Below are 14,649 nucleotides of genomic sequence, written 5' to 3'. Positions count from 1 at the left end.
GCACTACCGCGGGGTCGGCGAGCTCTACAGCAAACTCACGAACGTGATCTATCCGCTGTCCCGGGCCGGGCCCTCAGGAGCCTTTGGCCACGCAGAACTCGTTGCCCTCCGGTCCGCCATGACGAACCAGGTCTGACCGAACTCTTCATGTGCGGCCGCCGACAGTCGGACTGCGCCCAGCTCTTCGAGACGGCGAACCTCAGCATCGAGGTCATCGACCAACAGATCGAGGTGCATCCTGTTCTTGACCGTCTTCGGCTCGTCGACGCGTTGAAGGGTGAGAGTGACGGGGTGCCCACCCAAGGACACGTACCGGCCCTCGATGATGCCGTCCACCACGAAGCATGCGGCCTCCCGCCAGAACTGCGACATGCGGTCGAGGTCAGAGCAGTCAAGGGTGAGCTCGATCCTCACGTTGAAATTGTCCCGTCACCGGGACCTCATGCCGAGGGCCTGTATGCAATGCCCGATATGCCCGCAAAGTCGCTGGGCGCGCTGGCTGAAGCCCGATGGCGCGTGGGGAAGGTCTGTGCCACATGGGCGCTGTCGGCGGATTCAAGCGAAGTGGCCCATCACCAGCTGACCTCGCCATAGTTCCTCCAGGCCTCGTTGAGCCGGCTCGGCTCGGCCTCCTGGTCCGGCGTAACCGTGAACTCCAGCCCCGTGTTGTAAGCGACCAGCCAGATGGCATTCGCCAGGTCGGCGTAGCGGTCGTCGTCGACCTCGCCCTTGATGGTGACCGTGATAGTTCGGCTCATGGCTGCAGAATGTCAGCCTTGATCGGTGGAGCACCATGCTCCGACCAGGAGGGGGGCACTTCGCCGCCAAGCCGCTGCAGGTAGTCCAGGACACGGCGAGTCTCGCTCCCGGACCCACGCACGGCGAGGATTCCATCCGGCCGAACGAGCGCGAATGCACCCTTCGGATCTCCGTCGACGACATCGACAAGATCGGAGTAGATGTGGAGGCCGGCCGCCTCGAACGCGACGCGGACCCGGGGACCGGACACGATGAGTACGTGGCGTCGACTGCCGAGCAGACGGTAGAGAGGGGCTGGTCCGTGCTGGGTGCGGATCTGGACGTCAGGTAGACGATCGCCGGGTTTCGGGCCGCGGCGGTGACCGCCGGGCTCGATGAGCGGACTCGACGGGCAGGCGACCGAAACCTGGGACAGCTTTCGGGCCCCGCGGCGTTGCGCCGCCGGCAGTCGGCTGGCAATCGGTATGACGGTGTCGCGCACAGCACGCTTGGCCCGGTTCCGCATGGTCAGCAACCCGACCAACCGGTCAGTGAACTCCAGTACGCCGGACGCCACGGGGCCGCGCTCCTGGCCGTACGTGTCGAGGAGCGCGTCCGGGGCGCGGCCCTCCGCGACCAGCGCCAACTTCCAGGCGAGGTTGTGCGCATCCATCATCCCGGTATTCATGCCCTGGCCACCGGCAGGTGAGTGGATGTGTGCGGCGTCGCCGGCAAGCAGTACACGCCCTCGCCGGTAGCTGGTGGTCGACCTCAGCTGACACCGGAACGAGGCCAGCCACGCCGGATCCGCGACCTCGATTGGCCGTGGCGCCCGATCCGCGACGAGCGCCTGGATGTCCGCGAATGTCGGCGGCCGGTCGCCGCGATCGCCGGCGTTCGCCATGACCACACGCCAGCGACGCCCACCCATGGGTATGCAGACCAAGGGAAGTCCGTCCGGGCGGAAGAATGCATGCACCGCGTCGTCGCTGCCGGCGCCGTCCAGTGCGACGTCGGCGAGCAGCCAGTCCTGCGGGTATGGCTGCCCCTCGAACGGGAGCCCGATCTCATGGCGCACACGGCTGTGTGCGCCATCACAGCCGACCACGTAGCCAGGGTTCACGTGGATCTCCAGGCCCGAGACGTCGCGGAGCGTCGCGTCGACCACGTCGCCTCGCTCCTCCACGCGCACAAGCTCCACCCGATGCTCGATGGTGCCGCCGAGCTCTCGCACACGGGCGCGCAAGAGTGTCTCGGTCTGACTCTGCGGGAGGTGCAGCACGAAGCCGAATCGGGACCCGTTGCGAGCCAGATCGAGGTCGAGGAGGTTTCGCGTCCCGGCATACATGCGTACGCGCCGTACCTGGTGGCCCTGGTCGAGGAATGCCTCCGCCAGGTCCATGGTGTCGAGGAGCTCGAGGGTGCGCGCATGGATGCCGAGCGCTCGGCTCTGGAGAACTGGTCCCTCACCCTTGTCGATGACACGGGTGCGAACTCCCATGGCGAGGAGTTGCGCCGCCAGGGTCAGGCCGGTAGGCCCGGCGCCGACGACGAGCACCTGGCATTCGGGTGCCGTGGCTTGTGTTGTGGTCATACCCGCAACGCTGGTTCGGCTCGCGTCGCGAATCGTCTGAAGAACTACGTAGCCGCTACTTATCTCGTGGCACAAGGCCTTCAGAGTGGGCCCAGGCCGCCAGTTGCGTGCGGTTGGAGAAGCCCAGCTTGGTCAGGATGTGGTCGACGTGTACCTCCACCGTTCTGATCGAGAGGAACAGCAGGCTCGCGACCTCGCGGTTGCTCCGGCCCTCGGCCACGAGTATCGCGACCTCCCGCTCGCGGCGAGTGAGCCTCGGCGAGGGCCCGATCCGCCAGGCGTCCTCTCGGGTGTCGTCCAGACCCAGTGCGAGCGCCTCGCCGAGTGACAGCTGTCGGCCTTGCTCGCACAATCTCTGGGCTGCGGCGCCCACGTGCGCGCGGGCCGGCGCCAGCCAGGCGTCCAGCTCTGCGCGGATCTTTTGTGGGCGGTTGGTCTGGTTGACCTCTTCGTACGCGGCCGCAGCGCCGGCCAGCTTGAGCGCTGCCCCCGGCCGGCCGGTCTTGGCGGCGAGCCCTGCCAGAGCACTGAATCCGACGGGGATCGCGAAGCGATCGCCGAGATCGACGATCGCGGGCACGCCCTTGGCCAGCGCCGCTGTGGCACCGGCGAGGTCGCCGAGCTCGATGCGGACCACGCCGAGAAGCTGGAGAGCGCGCGCTCCGACGGCTGGCAGCCGCCATGTCGCTGAGAGTTCGACGCAGCGTTCGAGCCGTTCCGTTGCGGCACGCAGGTCGTCATCGAACATCGCTGCTGCCCCGGCCAGCCACAGGGTCGCCGCGAACCCGACGTCGTCACCGGCCGCGCCCTGCAGCTCGAGCGCCCGCTCGATCTCGGCGCGGCCGCCGGTCGGGTCGCCGATGATCAGCTTGGCCCGCCCCCGGCAGCACAGGCCAGCCGCTTCGCGCACCGCGTCATGCGCGGCGCGGGCGCGTTCGATGCTCTCGTCGAGCATCCCGATGGCCGCAGCACGGTCGCCCTGGTCGGTGGCGAGCCACGCCGCGCCGTTGAGCGCGTCCAACCGCTCCGGATCGTCGGCGGCGACCGCGTCGAGCAGGCTGGCCAGCCGTCGTCGCCCTTCGGAGAAGTGCCCTCGTACCGACCAGAACCCGGTGAGCCGGTTGGCCAGGCGCAGCGCCATGGCCGGATCCGTCTCGCCGTACCAGTCCAGCGCCGCCCGGAAGTTGTCGTGCTCGACGTCCAGCCGGTCGAGGCCGGCCCGGTCGGGCGATGACGGCGGTCGGGGGAGATCTTTCGCGAGATCCCAGAAGACCGAGGCGTGGGCGTGTCGCACGTGCTCGTGCTGCCGCAGACCGCTGAGCTGCTCGACGGCGTACTCGCGCACCGTCTCGAGCATCGCGTACCGAGGGGCCGGCAGGGAGGAGGTGGCCGGCCGGAGGAGGCTCTGGTCGACCAGCTCCTGGACTGCCTCCAGCACCGGCACGCCGAGGTCCAGCGCCTGGGCGCCGACGGCCTCGATGTGCTCCAGGGCGATACCACCACGGAAGACTGAGCAAGACGCCAGCAGTCGCCTTGCCGCCGGACTCAGCAGGTCGTGGCTCCAGGCGATCGTGGCTCGCAGCGTCCGCTGGCGATCCGGGACGTCCCGGTTGCCACCGACCAACAGTCCGAGCGAGTCCGCGAGCCGGTCCAGGATCGCTTCCGGTGGCAACACCTTGATACGTGTCGCGGCCAGTTCGATCGCCAGTGGCAGCCCGTCGAGCCTTTCCACGATCCCCGCGATGGCCCCGGCATTTTCGTCGGTGACGGTGAAGCCGGATACCGAGGCCGAGGCCCGGGCAGCGAACAACTGGACGGACTCACAGGTGGCGAGGGACGACGCGGAGACCATCGAGTCCGGTTTGGGAAGGAGCAAGGGAGGGACCTGGAACTCCTGCTCACCCGACACGTGCAGTGGTGAGCGGCTCGTCACGAGGACCCGCAGCTTGGTCGTCGCGCCCAAGAGTTCCGCCACGAACTCGCCGGCCGGCAAGACCTGCTCGAAGTTGTCCAGGATCAGCAGCACCTGGCGGTTCGCCAGGACGTTGCTGACGTGTTCGAGCAGTGACAGTGACTGCCCTCGGGCGTCCTGCAGGCCGATGCTCTGCGCGATCAATGCCGGCACCAAGGCTGGGTCCGTGACCGCGGCGAGTGCGACGAAGTGAACGCCGTCGCGGAACTCCACCCCACCGCGAGCAGCGAGCTCGATGGACAACCGGGTCTTCCCCGAACCGCCGGGTCCGGTCAGCGTCAACAGGCGGGTGCCCTCGAGCAGGCGGCGAGCCGACGCCAATTCGCCCTCCCTGCCGACGAAGCTACTCCGCGGACGGGGTAGGCGGCCGGCTGAGCTTCCGGCGCCCTCGGCTGGGAGAGGCATGGCCCGTCCTCCTCCGGCGGGATGAACGTCGCCCACCGGTCTGAGCGCACGACGCCCGCAGTTTCGATGGTCTCACCGGATTCGCGGTCACACACGAGGAGGAGCCGTCGACAGGCCGGGCTGAGACGGGCGAGCTCGACGGTCCACCAGTGGGCCGTCCTCGGCGACGATGGGCTCCCCAGGAGGCGCAGGTCCGGTGGGCCCCCGGCGTTCGAGGAGCCAGACGTCGCCCAGGCCCTGGCCCAGGTGGTCACAGGGGCCAGGACCTACACATCGCGGCGCACCCGCCATGCTGGGTGCATGCGATTCACCGAGCACGAGCTCACCGCAGCAGTCGCGGGAGCGGCGAAGTCCGTGGTGGCGGCGCGCAAGAAGTTCCGCAAGAGCAGCCCAGACATCGACACGGCCTGGGACGCCATGGACCGCTACGAGAAGTACAAGCTGCTCGACGCCGTCGGCAGCCAGGTCCTGCCCGTGCTGACAGCCCTGCCCGACATCGAGGTTCAGCCGGGCACCCGCCCGTCGTACACGAACCAGCAGGTGAGCGAGATCGTCGCGGAGCTGGTCGGACAAGACCTGGGCAGAGTGCGGCGCGCCGTGCTGGTCAAGGCCCGGACCGCGCTCGTCCAGTCCGCGCTCGCGAGCGTGCCGCCGCGACTCGACCCCGACGCGCTGGGGACAACGCAGGACCTCTAGCGCCAACGGTGCTCGGTCTGACCTCCGTCAGTCCGGGTTCCGGCAGAGTGGGGTCATGAACATCGACGAAGTCCTCGCCGACGCCCTCACCCGCGTCCGCGAGCAAGTACCGGCAGTCGTCGACGGGCTCGACGAAGACGACCTCGCCTGGCGCCCCGACCCCGACGCCAACTCGATCGCCTGGCTGGTCTGGCACCTGACCCGGGTGGCAGACGACCATGTCGCCGAGGTCGCGGGCACCGAGCAGGTCTGGACCTCCGACGGCTGGTACGAACGGTTCGGGCTCCCGTTCCCGGCCGCCGCCCACGGCTACGGACACTCATCAGCCGAGGTCGCCGCCGTCAGGGTGCCATCCGACCTCCTGGCTGGTTACCACCACGCGGTGGCCGAGGCGGTCCTGGCATACGTCGGCACGCTGACACCCAGCGACCTCGACCGGGTCGTCGACGAGCGCTGGGATCCTCCGGTCACCCTGGGGGTGCGACTGGTGAGCGTCGTCAACGACGCCACGCAGCACATCGGCCAGGCGGCCTACGTCCGCGGGCTGCTCGAGCGGCGCCTCGACTGAGCTGAGCCCAGACCTCGGGGGTGGCTCGGGGTCGCACCCGATACCCCGAGAAAGCCCGACGGAGGACACTGGAGGTGTCGGGGAGACGCCCACGACACCATCTGAAGGAAGCACACCATGAACCAGATCCAAGAGCGCCTCGCTCACCAGGGTCTTGTCCGCACCCGGGACGGGCGGATCCTGGGCGGCGTGTGCGCCGGCCTCGCCCGGCGCTTCGGGATCGCACCGTGGACCGCGCGACTCCTCTTCGTGCTGCTCCTCATGGTCCTTCCCGGCAGCCAGGTCCTGGTCTACCCCCTCCTGTGGATCCTGATGCCCTCGGAGGAGGCGGTCGGCACCCAGCCGCCGCGCACCCCGCCGGCCCCCGCCGCCTGAGAACGCCCGCTAGGCGGGCTTGCGAGCCACGACGTACAAGCGCTGGGTCGTCTCACCCCTGGCGGAGAGGGGCCCGCGCACATACCACTCGATGTCGACGAGACCGGCGGCCTCGACGTTCCCGACCACGAACCCCGGCTCGTGCAGCACGAAGTCGAGGTCGACCTCGTGGCCGAACCACTCGTCGAGGTGGCGGACCTCGGCTCCGGCATGCATGCCGACGACCAGCCATCCGCCGGGAGCGAGCGGGCGGACCAGGGCCGCGACCGCGTCGGGCAGCTCGGAGGCCGCCAGGTGGATCAGGGAGTACCACCCCAGCACGGCCGCCCAGGCGGAGGCTGTGGCAGGGCGCGTCAGCAGCCGCAGGTCGCCGACCTCGAAGCTCCGACCCGGGAAGCGCCGGCGGGCCTCGACCACCATCGCGGGCGAGAGATCGATCCCCATGGCGTCGGCGCCACGGTCGGCCAGGTACGCCGTGATGTGTCCCGGGCCCGAGCCGACCTCGACCACGGGCTGCCCAGCGGCATGGGCGACCACCCGGTCAAGCAGCCAGGTCTCGAACGGCAGTGCTTCCAGCTCGTCGGTGAGTTGGTCGGCATAGGCAGCGGCGATGGCGCCGTAGGACGACCGCACCCGTACGTCGCGCAGGTCCGCGCCGTCGGCGATCACGGCGTCCCGGTCGACTGCCGGCGGGGCGGCCACGGCCTGCTGCGGAGTCGGCCCGAGGAGGTGGACCCAGCGTCGGTCCTGCTGCCCGGGTTGCCGTTCGAGCTCGTGCACCAGTGGCTGGGGACGCCCCATCATCCGGCGTAGACACGCCTCGACCTCGCCTCGGTCGGCGAACGCATGCAACCGTTCCGTGCGGGTGCGCAGCTCACCCGGCGCCTGCGGGCCCCGGAGCAACAGCACGGTCAGGAGCGCCCGCTCGTCCGGATCCAGCCCGAGCCGCTCATCGAGGATCTGGTGATACTTCAGCGTCCGCCGCCCGGTGTCGGACCACACGATGCGCAGCAGCCCTCGCTCCTTGAGCGCCCGAGCGGTCTGCTCGACGGTCTGCTGGTCGAAGTCGACGACAGGGTCCCGATTGCTGGTCTGGTTGCAGGCAGCCCGCAACGCGTTGGCGGTGAGGGGGTAGGACGCCGGCACGGTCGTCTGCTTCTCCAGCAGGCTGCCGAGGATGCGCTGTTCTTCCGGTTCGAGGACAGGGAGCTCGCTCACACCGCGACCATAGAGCCAACCCGGCCGGCTATGGTCCGCCATGCCCGGTGCTCAGCGTGCTGCAGACGCGCAACTGATGCAGGTGCGCGCCGCCGGCCTGGCCTCGAGCCGGGCCTTCGCGATCGGCTGTCCGCACCGTTCACAGATCCCGTAGGTGCCGCCCTCCAGCCGCTGGATTGCCGCCTCGACCTCGGCCAGGTGACCCTGGACCTGCAGCACGAGCGCTGCAACCTGCGACCTCTCGAACGCGATCGTCGCACCCTCGGGGTCGTGCTCGTCATCGGCGTTGCTGTCACGGGAGGCCGCCACCACGTCATCGAAGTCGCCGGTCAGGGCCGCAAGGCGCCGCAGCGCCTGTTGGCGTTCCGCCGCAAGCAGCTCGCGAGCGCTGTCCATCCGTCCATGCTGACACTGCTTGCCGCACGAAACGACTGGTCCTTCTGGGGGAGCATGGACGATCACCACCGCGGCTGCGAACCTGAGCGGGTGAGTGAGTGGTTCCTTCCCCCCGCGGAGCGACCCTGGACCTCGGGCAACCTGGTGGTCCCGCGCGTTCACGGTGCCGACTACTTCGCTCGCATCCTCGAGGTCATCGGGGCGACCCGGGCCGGCGACCGGATCTTCCTGACCGACTGGCGTGGCGACTGCGACGAGCGCCTGACCGAGGACGGCCCGACCGTCGCCGAGCTCCTGTCGGCTGCAGGACGTCGCGGCGTCGAAGTGCGCGCGCTCCTGTGGCGCTCGCACCCGGGCCCCCTCAACGCCGAGGAGAACGACCACGTCGGTGCCGTCATCAACGAGAGCGGCGGCGAGGCGCTGCTGGACGAGAGGGTGCGCCGCGGCGGCTCCCACCACCAGAAGCTCTTCGTCGTACGTCGGAAGGGCAGGCCGCAGGATGACGTGGCGTTCGTCGGCGGCATCGACCTCTGCCACGGCCGTCGTGACGACGCGGCCCACGAAGGCGACCCCCAGGCGCCGCCGCTCGACGAGCGGTACGGCGAGACCCCGCCGTGGCACGACGCGATGGCGGAGATCCGTGGACCCGCGGTGGCGCACGTGCTCGACACGTTCGCGGAGCGCTGGGACGACCCCACGCCGGTCGACCATCGCAACCCCTACCGGGCGGTCCTGCACCGGCTGGCCAGGATGCCGCGGCATCCCGAGGATCTGCCGGAGCGCTGGGACCCGCCTCCCGAGGCAGGTCCACACCAGGTGCAGATCCTGCGGACGTACCCGGCCAAGCGGCCGCCGTACCCCTTTGCGCCCGAAGGCGAACGCTCGATCGCGAGGGCCTACTCGCGTGCGTTCGAACGGGCCAGGCGGGTGGTCTACATCGAGGACCAGTACTTCTGGTCCGCCCTCGTGGCAACGACGCTGGCCGAGGCGCTCCGGCGCGAGCCGGAGCTGCACGTCATCGCCGTCGTCCCGAGATACCCGGAGGAGGACAACCGCATCAGCGGGCCGCCGATGATGTACGGGCAGCGGCTGGCCTGGGACCGGCTGCGCGAGGCGGGTGGTGACCGGTTCGCGATGTTCGACCTCGAGAACGCCGCCGGGACACCGATCTACGTGCACGCGAAGGTCTGCGTGGTCGACGACGAGTGGATGACCATCGGTTCGGACAACCTCAACCTGCGCTCCTGGACTCACGACTCCGAGCTCACGTGCGCGGTCGTCGATCCCGACGGTGCGCTCCCCCGCAGCACGCGGACCTCCCTGTGGGCCGAGCACCTCGGTCTGCCGCCGGACGACCCGCGGCTGTCGGACCTGAGCGACCCGATGGCCCTGTGGGTCGAGCGGGCGGGCGCTCCAGGGAGCCGGATACGCCACCACGTGCCCCCCGCCCTGTCGGCACGCACCCGGCTCTGGGCACGGCCCGCGTACCACGCCCTCTACGACCCCGACGGCCGCCCGCGGAAGCTGCGCGGCACGGAGCGCTTCTGAAGGAGGACGCCGTCGCCCGGCGCCGGTCCGCGCGTATTGCGCGATCAGCAAGTTGCGCCGTTCCGACGCCCTTCAGGCAGGCTGACCGATATCCAGCAGGACAACGTCCCTGGACATCACAGCTAAGACTCCGTGACCAGCCGCTCAGCGTGCCGGTCGGTGAGCTCGATCATCGCGATGAGCAGATCGCGCATCCGGGCGAGCTCTGCGCGGGTGAACCCGGACAACAGACCCTCGCCCTCCTGGACCATCGGTCCGTAGCAGGCCCACGTGCGGGCAGCGCCCTCCTCGGTCATCTCCACGAGCACTCGGCGCCGATCGCCGGCAGCGGGCACGCGTCGCACGTATCCCTTGGCGACGAGTCGGTCGATCAGCGCGGTGGTCGCGGCGGGCCGCAGCCCGGTCGCCTGGCTCAGCTGTCCTGCGGAGAGGGGGCCCTCGGTCAGCCAGTCAAGGCAGCGCAGGTCCGCGGGGTTGAGTCCCAGGCTGCGGCCCACGCGGTCGTCGAAGGCCTGCACGCTGCGCTGGTACCGCTGCAACGCACGGCCCAGTTCGGCCGCCGCTTGTTGACGCGTCTCGGTCACCCCAATATCCTTCGATTCTCGAACTATCCGATCATCGTAAGGAGACGATACCAATGCGAGTCGTCGTCGTTGGAGGAGGGATCGCCGGTCCTGCGGTTGCCATGGCGCTTCATTGGAACGGCGTCGAGGCTGTCGTGCTCGAGGGGCGGCCACGGTCCGACGGCCGTGAGGGCTCCTACCTCACGGTGACGCCGAACGGCCTGGATGCGTTGGAGCACATGGGCGCCCTGTCGCTGGTGCGCGACGCCGGGTTCCCCGCCCGCCGCAATGTCATGCTCGGGTCCCGCGGGCAGCGGCTGGGCGAGGTAGGCCTCGGAGAGCCGCTGCATGACGGCACCCACGCGGTCACCGTGAAGAGATCGCTGCTCAGCATGTGCCTCGCGCAGGAGGCCGAGCGGCGTGGCATCCCCATCGAGTACGACGCGCCCGTGGCCGAGGTAGCCGATCACGGCAGCTCGGCGCGAGCGACGCTGACCGATGGCCGCACATTCGAGGGTGACCTCCTCATCGGCGCCGACGGAGTGCATTCGAAGGTCCGCCGGGCGATCGATCCCCACGCGCCCAGCGGTCGGTACGTCGGACTCCTCAACTTCGGCGGCATCACCCGGGACACCCACCTCGCCGAGGAACTGCCCGAAGAGGCCTGGGAGTTCCGCTTCGCGAAACGGGCCTTCTTCGGCGCGGCGCGTACCCCCGGGCGGGACGTGGTCTGGTTCGTGAACCTGCCCGGCCCCGAGATCGACCGGGCACAGCGCGGCGCGATCTCACCCGACGCATGGCACCATCAGCTGGCCGAACTGTTCACCGGAGATCCGGGTCCGGCCGCGGAGCTGATCGCGGCGGGGAAGCTCGAGCTCGTCGCCGACAACGTCTACGACCTGGGCCACGTGCCGACCTGGCACCGCGGCCGGCTGGTCGTCATCGGTGACGCCGCGCACGCCCCCTCGCCGAGCTCGGGGCAGGGAGCGTCGATGGCACTGGAGGATGCCGCGCTGCTGACCGCTGCCCTGCGCAGGCACCCGACAGTGGAGGACGCCCTTGCCAGATTCGTGCACCAGCGACGTCCCCGCGTCGAGCGGATTGTCGCCACCGGCGCCAGGACCAGCAGCGCGAAGACTCCCGGCCCAGTAGGTCGGGTGCTCCGCGACGCGATCCTGAGGCCTGTGTTCCGATACGCGGTCACCGACAAGTCGATGGCCTGGATCTACGACCACCGCATCGAAGAAGTCGCTCCTGCACGCGATGACTTCTGACTGCCACAACGCCATGGTCGATGGCCAGTCTGTGACGCCAACCCCGGGGGATCGGTTGTCCACCCGCTCGCCGGCCGGGACGCACGTGCGAGCAGCGCCATCCCGTCCCCTACGGCGCCAGGCCAGCTCAGATGATCGCGCCTCGCGGTGCCACCTCGATGCTCGCCACGCCGCGCGCGTAGAGCACGACCAACCGGTCGCCGTGGCGGCAGCGGAGGACACCGGACTCCTCGCGCAGCTCCTCGATGACCCGCTCGACGATCTCATCCTCATCGGCCTGGCCGGGATCCTCATAGATCAGGTCCGTGTGCTCGCCACCGAGGAGCCGAACACGCAGCACGATAGTTGCCATGCTCGAACGGTAGTCCGCCCAGGGCGGCCTGCCCTCTGACGCACCTCGCAGGCAGGGCCGGCGGAGCGTAAGGTCGAATACTCCCCACCGACAGGGCATTAGAGGCAGACATGTCGCAACCGGACGAAGGCTCATCCACCGCGTCGCCCCCCACCTGGGCGCTGCGGCGAGCCACCGAGGAGTTGTACGACGTCGAGGACCCCGAGGTGATCGCGCAGCGCGCCCGAGAGATCGCGCGCGAGGGCCGGGAGCGTGAGGACGAACGTCACGACGAGTACGACGACCCCGACCAGGGCGGGGAAGCCTGACACGGGCGCCCTTCGGTGCGGCGACTCGCTCGATGGGAGCGGATCGAGGTGGGAGACTTGACGGAGGAGGTCGACCCATGAATCCGTCGAGAACGTTCGATGCGAAGCTCCATGATGCTGGTTCGATCGCTGCACAGGGGAAGTGTTCCCACCACGCGTCCGCCGGCGAGGGGGTCGGCCCGTGCGCGGGTGAAGCCGTTGTCTCGTTCCAGGACCGGGACGGGCGATGGCAGTCCGGTTGCTCGCTGGCTCTGGAGCAGCTGGTCGAGAAGGGGGAGATCGAGCCGCTCGGGCAGGGCGCCTGAGCCCTCGAGTCAGGCGCCGTTCGAGGCCTCGTGCCAGTCCCAGTGCGCTCTCGGGTATTCGCCGGCGGCGGCCACCAGCGACCCGCACACGCGGCACACGAGGCCGACGTCGCTGTCGCTGTCGAACAGCTCCATGACGTCCGGCTCGGCTGCGTCCAGGTTTCCCTCGGCCATCAACCCACCATAGGACTGGCCGGCCCCGTCGGCCACCCTGCCATGACACCGGGGACGTGTCCGCGATGGGTGAACTGGCTAGCTGATCGCCCTGCAACGCACGGTCACCCGAGAGCCGCGGAGGTAGTTCTGGAACTCGTCCGCGTTCTCGGGGTTGTCGCGCGTCAGGCCGGCCCAGTCGGAGAATCTCTCGAGACGGAAGCCATAGGCGCCCACGATCGTCTCGAGTCCCTTGACCGACGGCTTGCCGCTCAACACGGAGTCTCGGTAGGAGAACTCATCCCTGACCGCATTGCGCTGAGGCATGACGTCCTCGACCCTGAGGCGAACCAGTGCGCGCCCGTCACCGGCAACTTCAGTGTCGATGATCAAGTACGTCGGGTTGCACCGCCGGATTCTCGCCATCAGTTCGTTGTACCGCAGCGTGTGATAGAGAAATCCCAGGCACAAGACGACGTCGAACTCCCAAGGTTCCTGGGCCAACGCGTGAAAGACATCGTCGGCGATGAACCGGTAACGCTCCGGGCTGACGTTGTAGTGCGCAAAGGTCTCGTTCGCAGCGTCGACGAGCTCAGGGCGTCCCTCGATGCCAACCACGGACGCTGCGCCTGCCTGGAGGGCCGCGAACGACCACCGGCCATCGTGGCTCGCGATGTCCAGCACACGACGGCCCTCGAAGACGTCCCGGTTCTCCCCGAAGATCGCCTCGTGCCGCAGGTTGAGACGACTCGGATATGCGAACGTCTGACTGGTCTCGTAGAAACGGGGAAACCGGTCGAAGAAGGGCGAGGTGACAACTCGTGAGCCAGGCGCCGAGGAAGGCGCCATCCAGGGGGACTTGCTCTCTTTCCTGGGAGCCTGTGAACGTGGGTCGGCTGGCCCGACCTGGCGCGCGAGGCGACGTAACCCGCGCCTGATCACGGACGCAGATCCCATGTCGCCACACTCTGGCTACTCGTCGTAGGCGCCGCTGGCGACGAGCTCCTTGATCTGGTCGTCGGTGATGTCGTCGTGATACTGATCGCGGTGCTCCTGTACCCGAGCGATCAGCTCTTCGTCGCTTGCCGCCGTGATGTGCACGTCGTCATGCGTGCCGGGGGCGCGGCAGTCCAGTGCTCTCATGGTGTGCGTCCTGTCGTGAGCTGGTGCCTGAACTCAGCGTGCCACTAGTGGCACGTGGTGAGAAGGGGTTTCGGCGACGGCGTCGCGAGGCCTGGCCGTGGGGGTCTCATGGCGCGTCGCGCTGCTCCGGGACGGGCTCGGGAGGAGCCTCATCCGGGGATGGCGCGGGGGCTCGCGCTGCGCTCGGCGTATCCGAAGCGATCGCCTCGAAGTAGCGCAGCATCTCGACCGGGAACGGAAGCACCAGGGTCGAGTTCTTCTCGGCCGCCACCTCCACCATCGTCTGCAGCAGCCGCAGCTGGAGCGCGGCCGGCGTTCCGGCCATCACCGTCGCTGCCTGCGACAGCTTCTGGGACGCCTGGAACTCGCCGTCGGCGGTGATGATCCGGGACCGGCGTTCGCGCTCGGCCTCGGCCTGACGCGACATCGACCGCTTCATGGAGTCAGGCAGTGCGACGTCCTTGATCTCGACGCGGTCGATCTCGATCCCCCAGGAGGCGGCTGGGCTGTCGAGCATCACCTCGAGGCCCTGGTTGAGGCGCTCGCGGTTGGACAGCAGCGCGTCGAGCTCGCTCTTGCCGATGATCGAGCGCAGCGAGGTCTGCGCCACCTGGGCGATCGCGAAGCCGTAGTCCTGCACCTGGACGACCGCACCGATCGGGTCGATCACCCGGTAGTAGACGACCGCGTCGACGCGCACCGTCACGTTGTCCTTGGTGATCCCGTCCTGGGCCGGGACCGGCAGCGTCACCACCTGCATGTTGACGCGCTTCATCCGGTCCACGATCGGGATGAGCATGGTGAACCCCGGGCGTCTCGGCTCCGGCTGTGCGCGACCCAGCCGGAACACGACGCCGCGTTCGATCTGCTGGACCACGCGCGCGCTGGCCCCGAAGAGCGCACCCCCGCCGAGGGCCAGCGCCCCCAGCACGTACAACACCACGTCCATGACGACTCCGGTCACGAGGAGGGGCCTCGCTTCGAGAGTACGCCGCCATGGGAAGGGGATCCCGCGGCGACTGAAGGCCAGTGTCCTCGACA

At 69.1% G+C, this 14,649-nt stretch carries 19 protein-coding genes; 7 read left to right on the top strand and 12 right to left on the bottom strand.

The window, feature by feature from the left end:
• Positions 1-48 precede the first annotated feature (48 nt).
• From DDE18_RS02730 to DDE18_RS02715, 4 genes are all read right to left on the bottom strand, one after another.
• On the bottom strand, positions 49-414 hold the full coding sequence (locus DDE18_RS02730; RefSeq protein WP_116570668.1) for a VOC family protein: 366 nt from the start codon (positions 412-414) through the stop codon (positions 49-51).
• A gap of 158 nt (positions 415-572) precedes the next feature.
• On the bottom strand, positions 573-758 hold the full coding sequence (locus tag DDE18_RS02725; RefSeq protein ID WP_116570667.1) for a hypothetical protein: 186 nt from the start codon (positions 756-758) through the stop codon (positions 573-575).
• Positions 755-2,332, bottom strand: a complete 1,578-nt coding sequence (locus DDE18_RS02720; protein WP_116570666.1) for an FAD-dependent monooxygenase — start codon at positions 2,330-2,332, stop codon at positions 755-757. Before DDE18_RS02720 ends, DDE18_RS02725 begins: the two co-directional genes overlap by 4 nt.
• A 55-nt stretch (positions 2,333-2,387) precedes the next feature.
• Positions 2,388-4,709 (bottom strand): ATP-binding protein, encoded by a 2,322-nt coding sequence (locus tag DDE18_RS02715; RefSeq protein ID WP_116570665.1) that lies wholly within the window; start codon positions 4,707-4,709, stop codon positions 2,388-2,390.
• A gap of 300 nt (positions 4,710-5,009) precedes the next feature.
• Here DDE18_RS02715 and DDE18_RS02710 point away from each other — a divergent pair, with 300 nt between their 5' ends.
• The 3 genes from DDE18_RS02710 to DDE18_RS02700 all read left to right on the top strand — a co-directional run bounded on the left by DDE18_RS02710 (position 5,010) and on the right by DDE18_RS02700 (position 6,348).
• Positions 5,010-5,405, top strand: coding sequence for a hypothetical protein (locus DDE18_RS02710; RefSeq protein ID WP_116570664.1), 396 nt, complete (start codon positions 5,010-5,012; stop codon positions 5,403-5,405).
• A 55-nt stretch (positions 5,406-5,460) separates the two neighbouring features.
• On the top strand, positions 5,461-5,973 hold the full coding sequence (locus tag DDE18_RS02705; protein WP_116570663.1) for a mycothiol transferase: 513 nt from the start codon (positions 5,461-5,463) through the stop codon (positions 5,971-5,973).
• Positions 5,974-6,090: 117 nt separating this feature from the next.
• Positions 6,091-6,348, top strand: a complete 258-nt coding sequence (locus tag DDE18_RS02700; protein ID WP_116570662.1) for a PspC domain-containing protein — start codon at positions 6,091-6,093, stop codon at positions 6,346-6,348.
• 9 nt (positions 6,349-6,357) lie between these two features.
• On the opposite strand, the gene DDE18_RS02695 is transcribed toward DDE18_RS02700, so the two are convergent.
• Positions 6,358-7,566, bottom strand: a complete 1,209-nt coding sequence (locus DDE18_RS02695; protein WP_211754371.1) for a DUF480 domain-containing protein — start codon at positions 7,564-7,566, stop codon at positions 6,358-6,360.
• 51 nt (positions 7,567-7,617) lie between these two features.
• The gene (locus DDE18_RS02690; RefSeq protein ID WP_116570660.1) at positions 7,618-7,962 is read right to left on the bottom strand and encodes a TraR/DksA family transcriptional regulator; all 345 of its coding nucleotides are present in this window, start codon (positions 7,960-7,962) and stop codon (positions 7,618-7,620) included.
• Between the two features lie 90 nt (positions 7,963-8,052).
• Here DDE18_RS02690 and DDE18_RS02685 point away from each other — a divergent pair, with 90 nt between their 5' ends.
• On the top strand, positions 8,053-9,510 hold the full coding sequence (locus DDE18_RS02685; protein WP_245916404.1) for a phospholipase D-like domain-containing protein: 1,458 nt from the start codon (positions 8,053-8,055) through the stop codon (positions 9,508-9,510).
• Positions 9,511-9,632: 122 nt separating this feature from the next.
• On the opposite strand, the gene DDE18_RS02680 is transcribed toward DDE18_RS02685, so the two are convergent.
• Positions 9,633-10,094, bottom strand: coding sequence for a MarR family winged helix-turn-helix transcriptional regulator (locus DDE18_RS02680; RefSeq protein ID WP_116570658.1), 462 nt, complete (start codon positions 10,092-10,094; stop codon positions 9,633-9,635).
• Positions 10,095-10,147: 53 nt separating this feature from the next.
• Between DDE18_RS02680 and DDE18_RS02675 the strand changes: the two genes are divergently transcribed.
• Positions 10,148-11,347, top strand: a complete 1,200-nt coding sequence (locus tag DDE18_RS02675) for an FAD-dependent oxidoreductase (protein WP_116570657.1) — start codon at positions 10,148-10,150, stop codon at positions 11,345-11,347.
• 127 nt (positions 11,348-11,474) lie between these two features.
• On the opposite strand, the gene DDE18_RS02670 is transcribed toward DDE18_RS02675, so the two are convergent.
• A complete protein-coding gene (locus DDE18_RS02670; protein ID WP_116570656.1) occupies positions 11,475-11,699 on the bottom strand; it encodes a hypothetical protein in 225 nt (74 codons plus the stop codon).
• A 110-nt stretch (positions 11,700-11,809) separates the two neighbouring features.
• Here DDE18_RS02670 and DDE18_RS22580 point away from each other — a divergent pair, with 110 nt between their 5' ends.
• Positions 11,810-12,007: a hypothetical protein gene (locus DDE18_RS22580; RefSeq protein WP_133241134.1), complete on the top strand. Its 198-nt coding sequence runs from the start codon at positions 11,810-11,812 to the stop codon at positions 12,005-12,007.
• A 77-nt stretch (positions 12,008-12,084) separates the two neighbouring features.
• Positions 12,085-12,312, top strand: coding sequence for a hypothetical protein (locus DDE18_RS02665; protein WP_116570655.1), 228 nt, complete (start codon positions 12,085-12,087; stop codon positions 12,310-12,312).
• Positions 12,313-12,321: 9 nt separating this feature from the next.
• Here the strand turns inward: DDE18_RS02665 and DDE18_RS22750 are convergent, their stop codons facing one another.
• From DDE18_RS22750 to DDE18_RS02650, 4 genes are all read right to left on the bottom strand, one after another.
• The gene (locus DDE18_RS22750; protein ID WP_165820991.1) at positions 12,322-12,486 is read right to left on the bottom strand and encodes a hypothetical protein; all 165 of its coding nucleotides are present in this window, start codon (positions 12,484-12,486) and stop codon (positions 12,322-12,324) included.
• A 78-nt stretch (positions 12,487-12,564) separates the two neighbouring features.
• Positions 12,565-13,314 (bottom strand): class I SAM-dependent methyltransferase, encoded by a 750-nt coding sequence (locus DDE18_RS02660; protein WP_165820990.1) that lies wholly within the window; start codon positions 13,312-13,314, stop codon positions 12,565-12,567.
• Between the two features lie 123 nt (positions 13,315-13,437).
• Positions 13,438-13,608 carry a DUF1059 domain-containing protein gene (locus DDE18_RS02655; RefSeq protein WP_116570653.1) on the bottom strand — a complete coding sequence of 57 codons (171 nt, stop codon included), beginning with the start codon at positions 13,606-13,608 and terminating at the stop codon, positions 13,438-13,440.
• Between the two features lie 106 nt (positions 13,609-13,714).
• Entirely contained in the window at positions 13,715-14,572 is an 858-nt protein-coding gene (locus DDE18_RS02650; RefSeq protein WP_245916402.1) for a slipin family protein, read from the bottom strand.
• Positions 14,573-14,649: the final 77 nt, after the last annotated feature.

Source organism: Nocardioides gansuensis, assembly GCF_003076135.1.
Lineage (GTDB): Bacteria > Actinomycetota > Actinomycetes > Propionibacteriales > Nocardioidaceae > Nocardioides > Nocardioides gansuensis.
Note: the sequence above shows the minus strand (reverse complement) of the source record. Positions and strands in the feature narration are given on the sequence as shown.

What these genes read in the sequence shown, in the direction of transcription:
- DDE18_RS02700 (WP_116570662.1), top strand. Translation starts at nt 6,091, where the DNA reads ATGAACCAGATCCAAGAGCGCCTCGCTCACCAGGGTCTTGTCCGCACC.
- DDE18_RS02670 (WP_116570656.1), bottom strand. Translation starts at nt 11,699, where the DNA reads ATGGCAACTATCGTGCTGCGTGTTCGGCTCCTCGGTGGCGAGCACACG.
- DDE18_RS22580 (WP_133241134.1), top strand. Translation starts at nt 11,810, where the DNA reads ATGTCGCAACCGGACGAAGGCTCATCCACCGCGTCGCCCCCCACCTGG.
- DDE18_RS02705 (WP_116570663.1), top strand. Translation starts at nt 5,461, where the DNA reads ATGAACATCGACGAAGTCCTCGCCGACGCCCTCACCCGCGTCCGCGAG.
- DDE18_RS02665 (WP_116570655.1), top strand. Translation starts at nt 12,085, where the DNA reads ATGAATCCGTCGAGAACGTTCGATGCGAAGCTCCATGATGCTGGTTCG.
- DDE18_RS02675 (WP_116570657.1), top strand. Translation starts at nt 10,148, where the DNA reads ATGCGAGTCGTCGTCGTTGGAGGAGGGATCGCCGGTCCTGCGGTTGCC.
- DDE18_RS22750 (WP_165820991.1), bottom strand. Translation starts at nt 12,486, where the DNA reads ATGGCCGAGGGAAACCTGGACGCAGCCGAGCCGGACGTCATGGAGCTG.
- DDE18_RS02660 (WP_165820990.1), bottom strand. Translation starts at nt 13,314, where the DNA reads ATGGCGCCTTCCTCGGCGCCTGGCTCACGAGTTGTCACCTCGCCCTTC.
- DDE18_RS02710 (WP_116570664.1), top strand. Translation starts at nt 5,010, where the DNA reads ATGCGATTCACCGAGCACGAGCTCACCGCAGCAGTCGCGGGAGCGGCG.
- DDE18_RS02725 (WP_116570667.1), bottom strand. Translation starts at nt 758, where the DNA reads ATGAGCCGAACTATCACGGTCACCATCAAGGGCGAGGTCGACGACGAC.
- DDE18_RS02655 (WP_116570653.1), bottom strand. Translation starts at nt 13,608, where the DNA reads ATGAGAGCACTGGACTGCCGCGCCCCCGGCACGCATGACGACGTGCAC.
- DDE18_RS02715 (WP_116570665.1), bottom strand. Translation starts at nt 4,709, where the DNA reads ATGCCTCTCCCAGCCGAGGGCGCCGGAAGCTCAGCCGGCCGCCTACCC.
- DDE18_RS02720 (WP_116570666.1), bottom strand. Translation starts at nt 2,332, where the DNA reads ATGACCACAACACAAGCCACGGCACCCGAATGCCAGGTGCTCGTCGTC.
- DDE18_RS02690 (WP_116570660.1), bottom strand. Translation starts at nt 7,962, where the DNA reads ATGGACAGCGCTCGCGAGCTGCTTGCGGCGGAACGCCAACAGGCGCTG.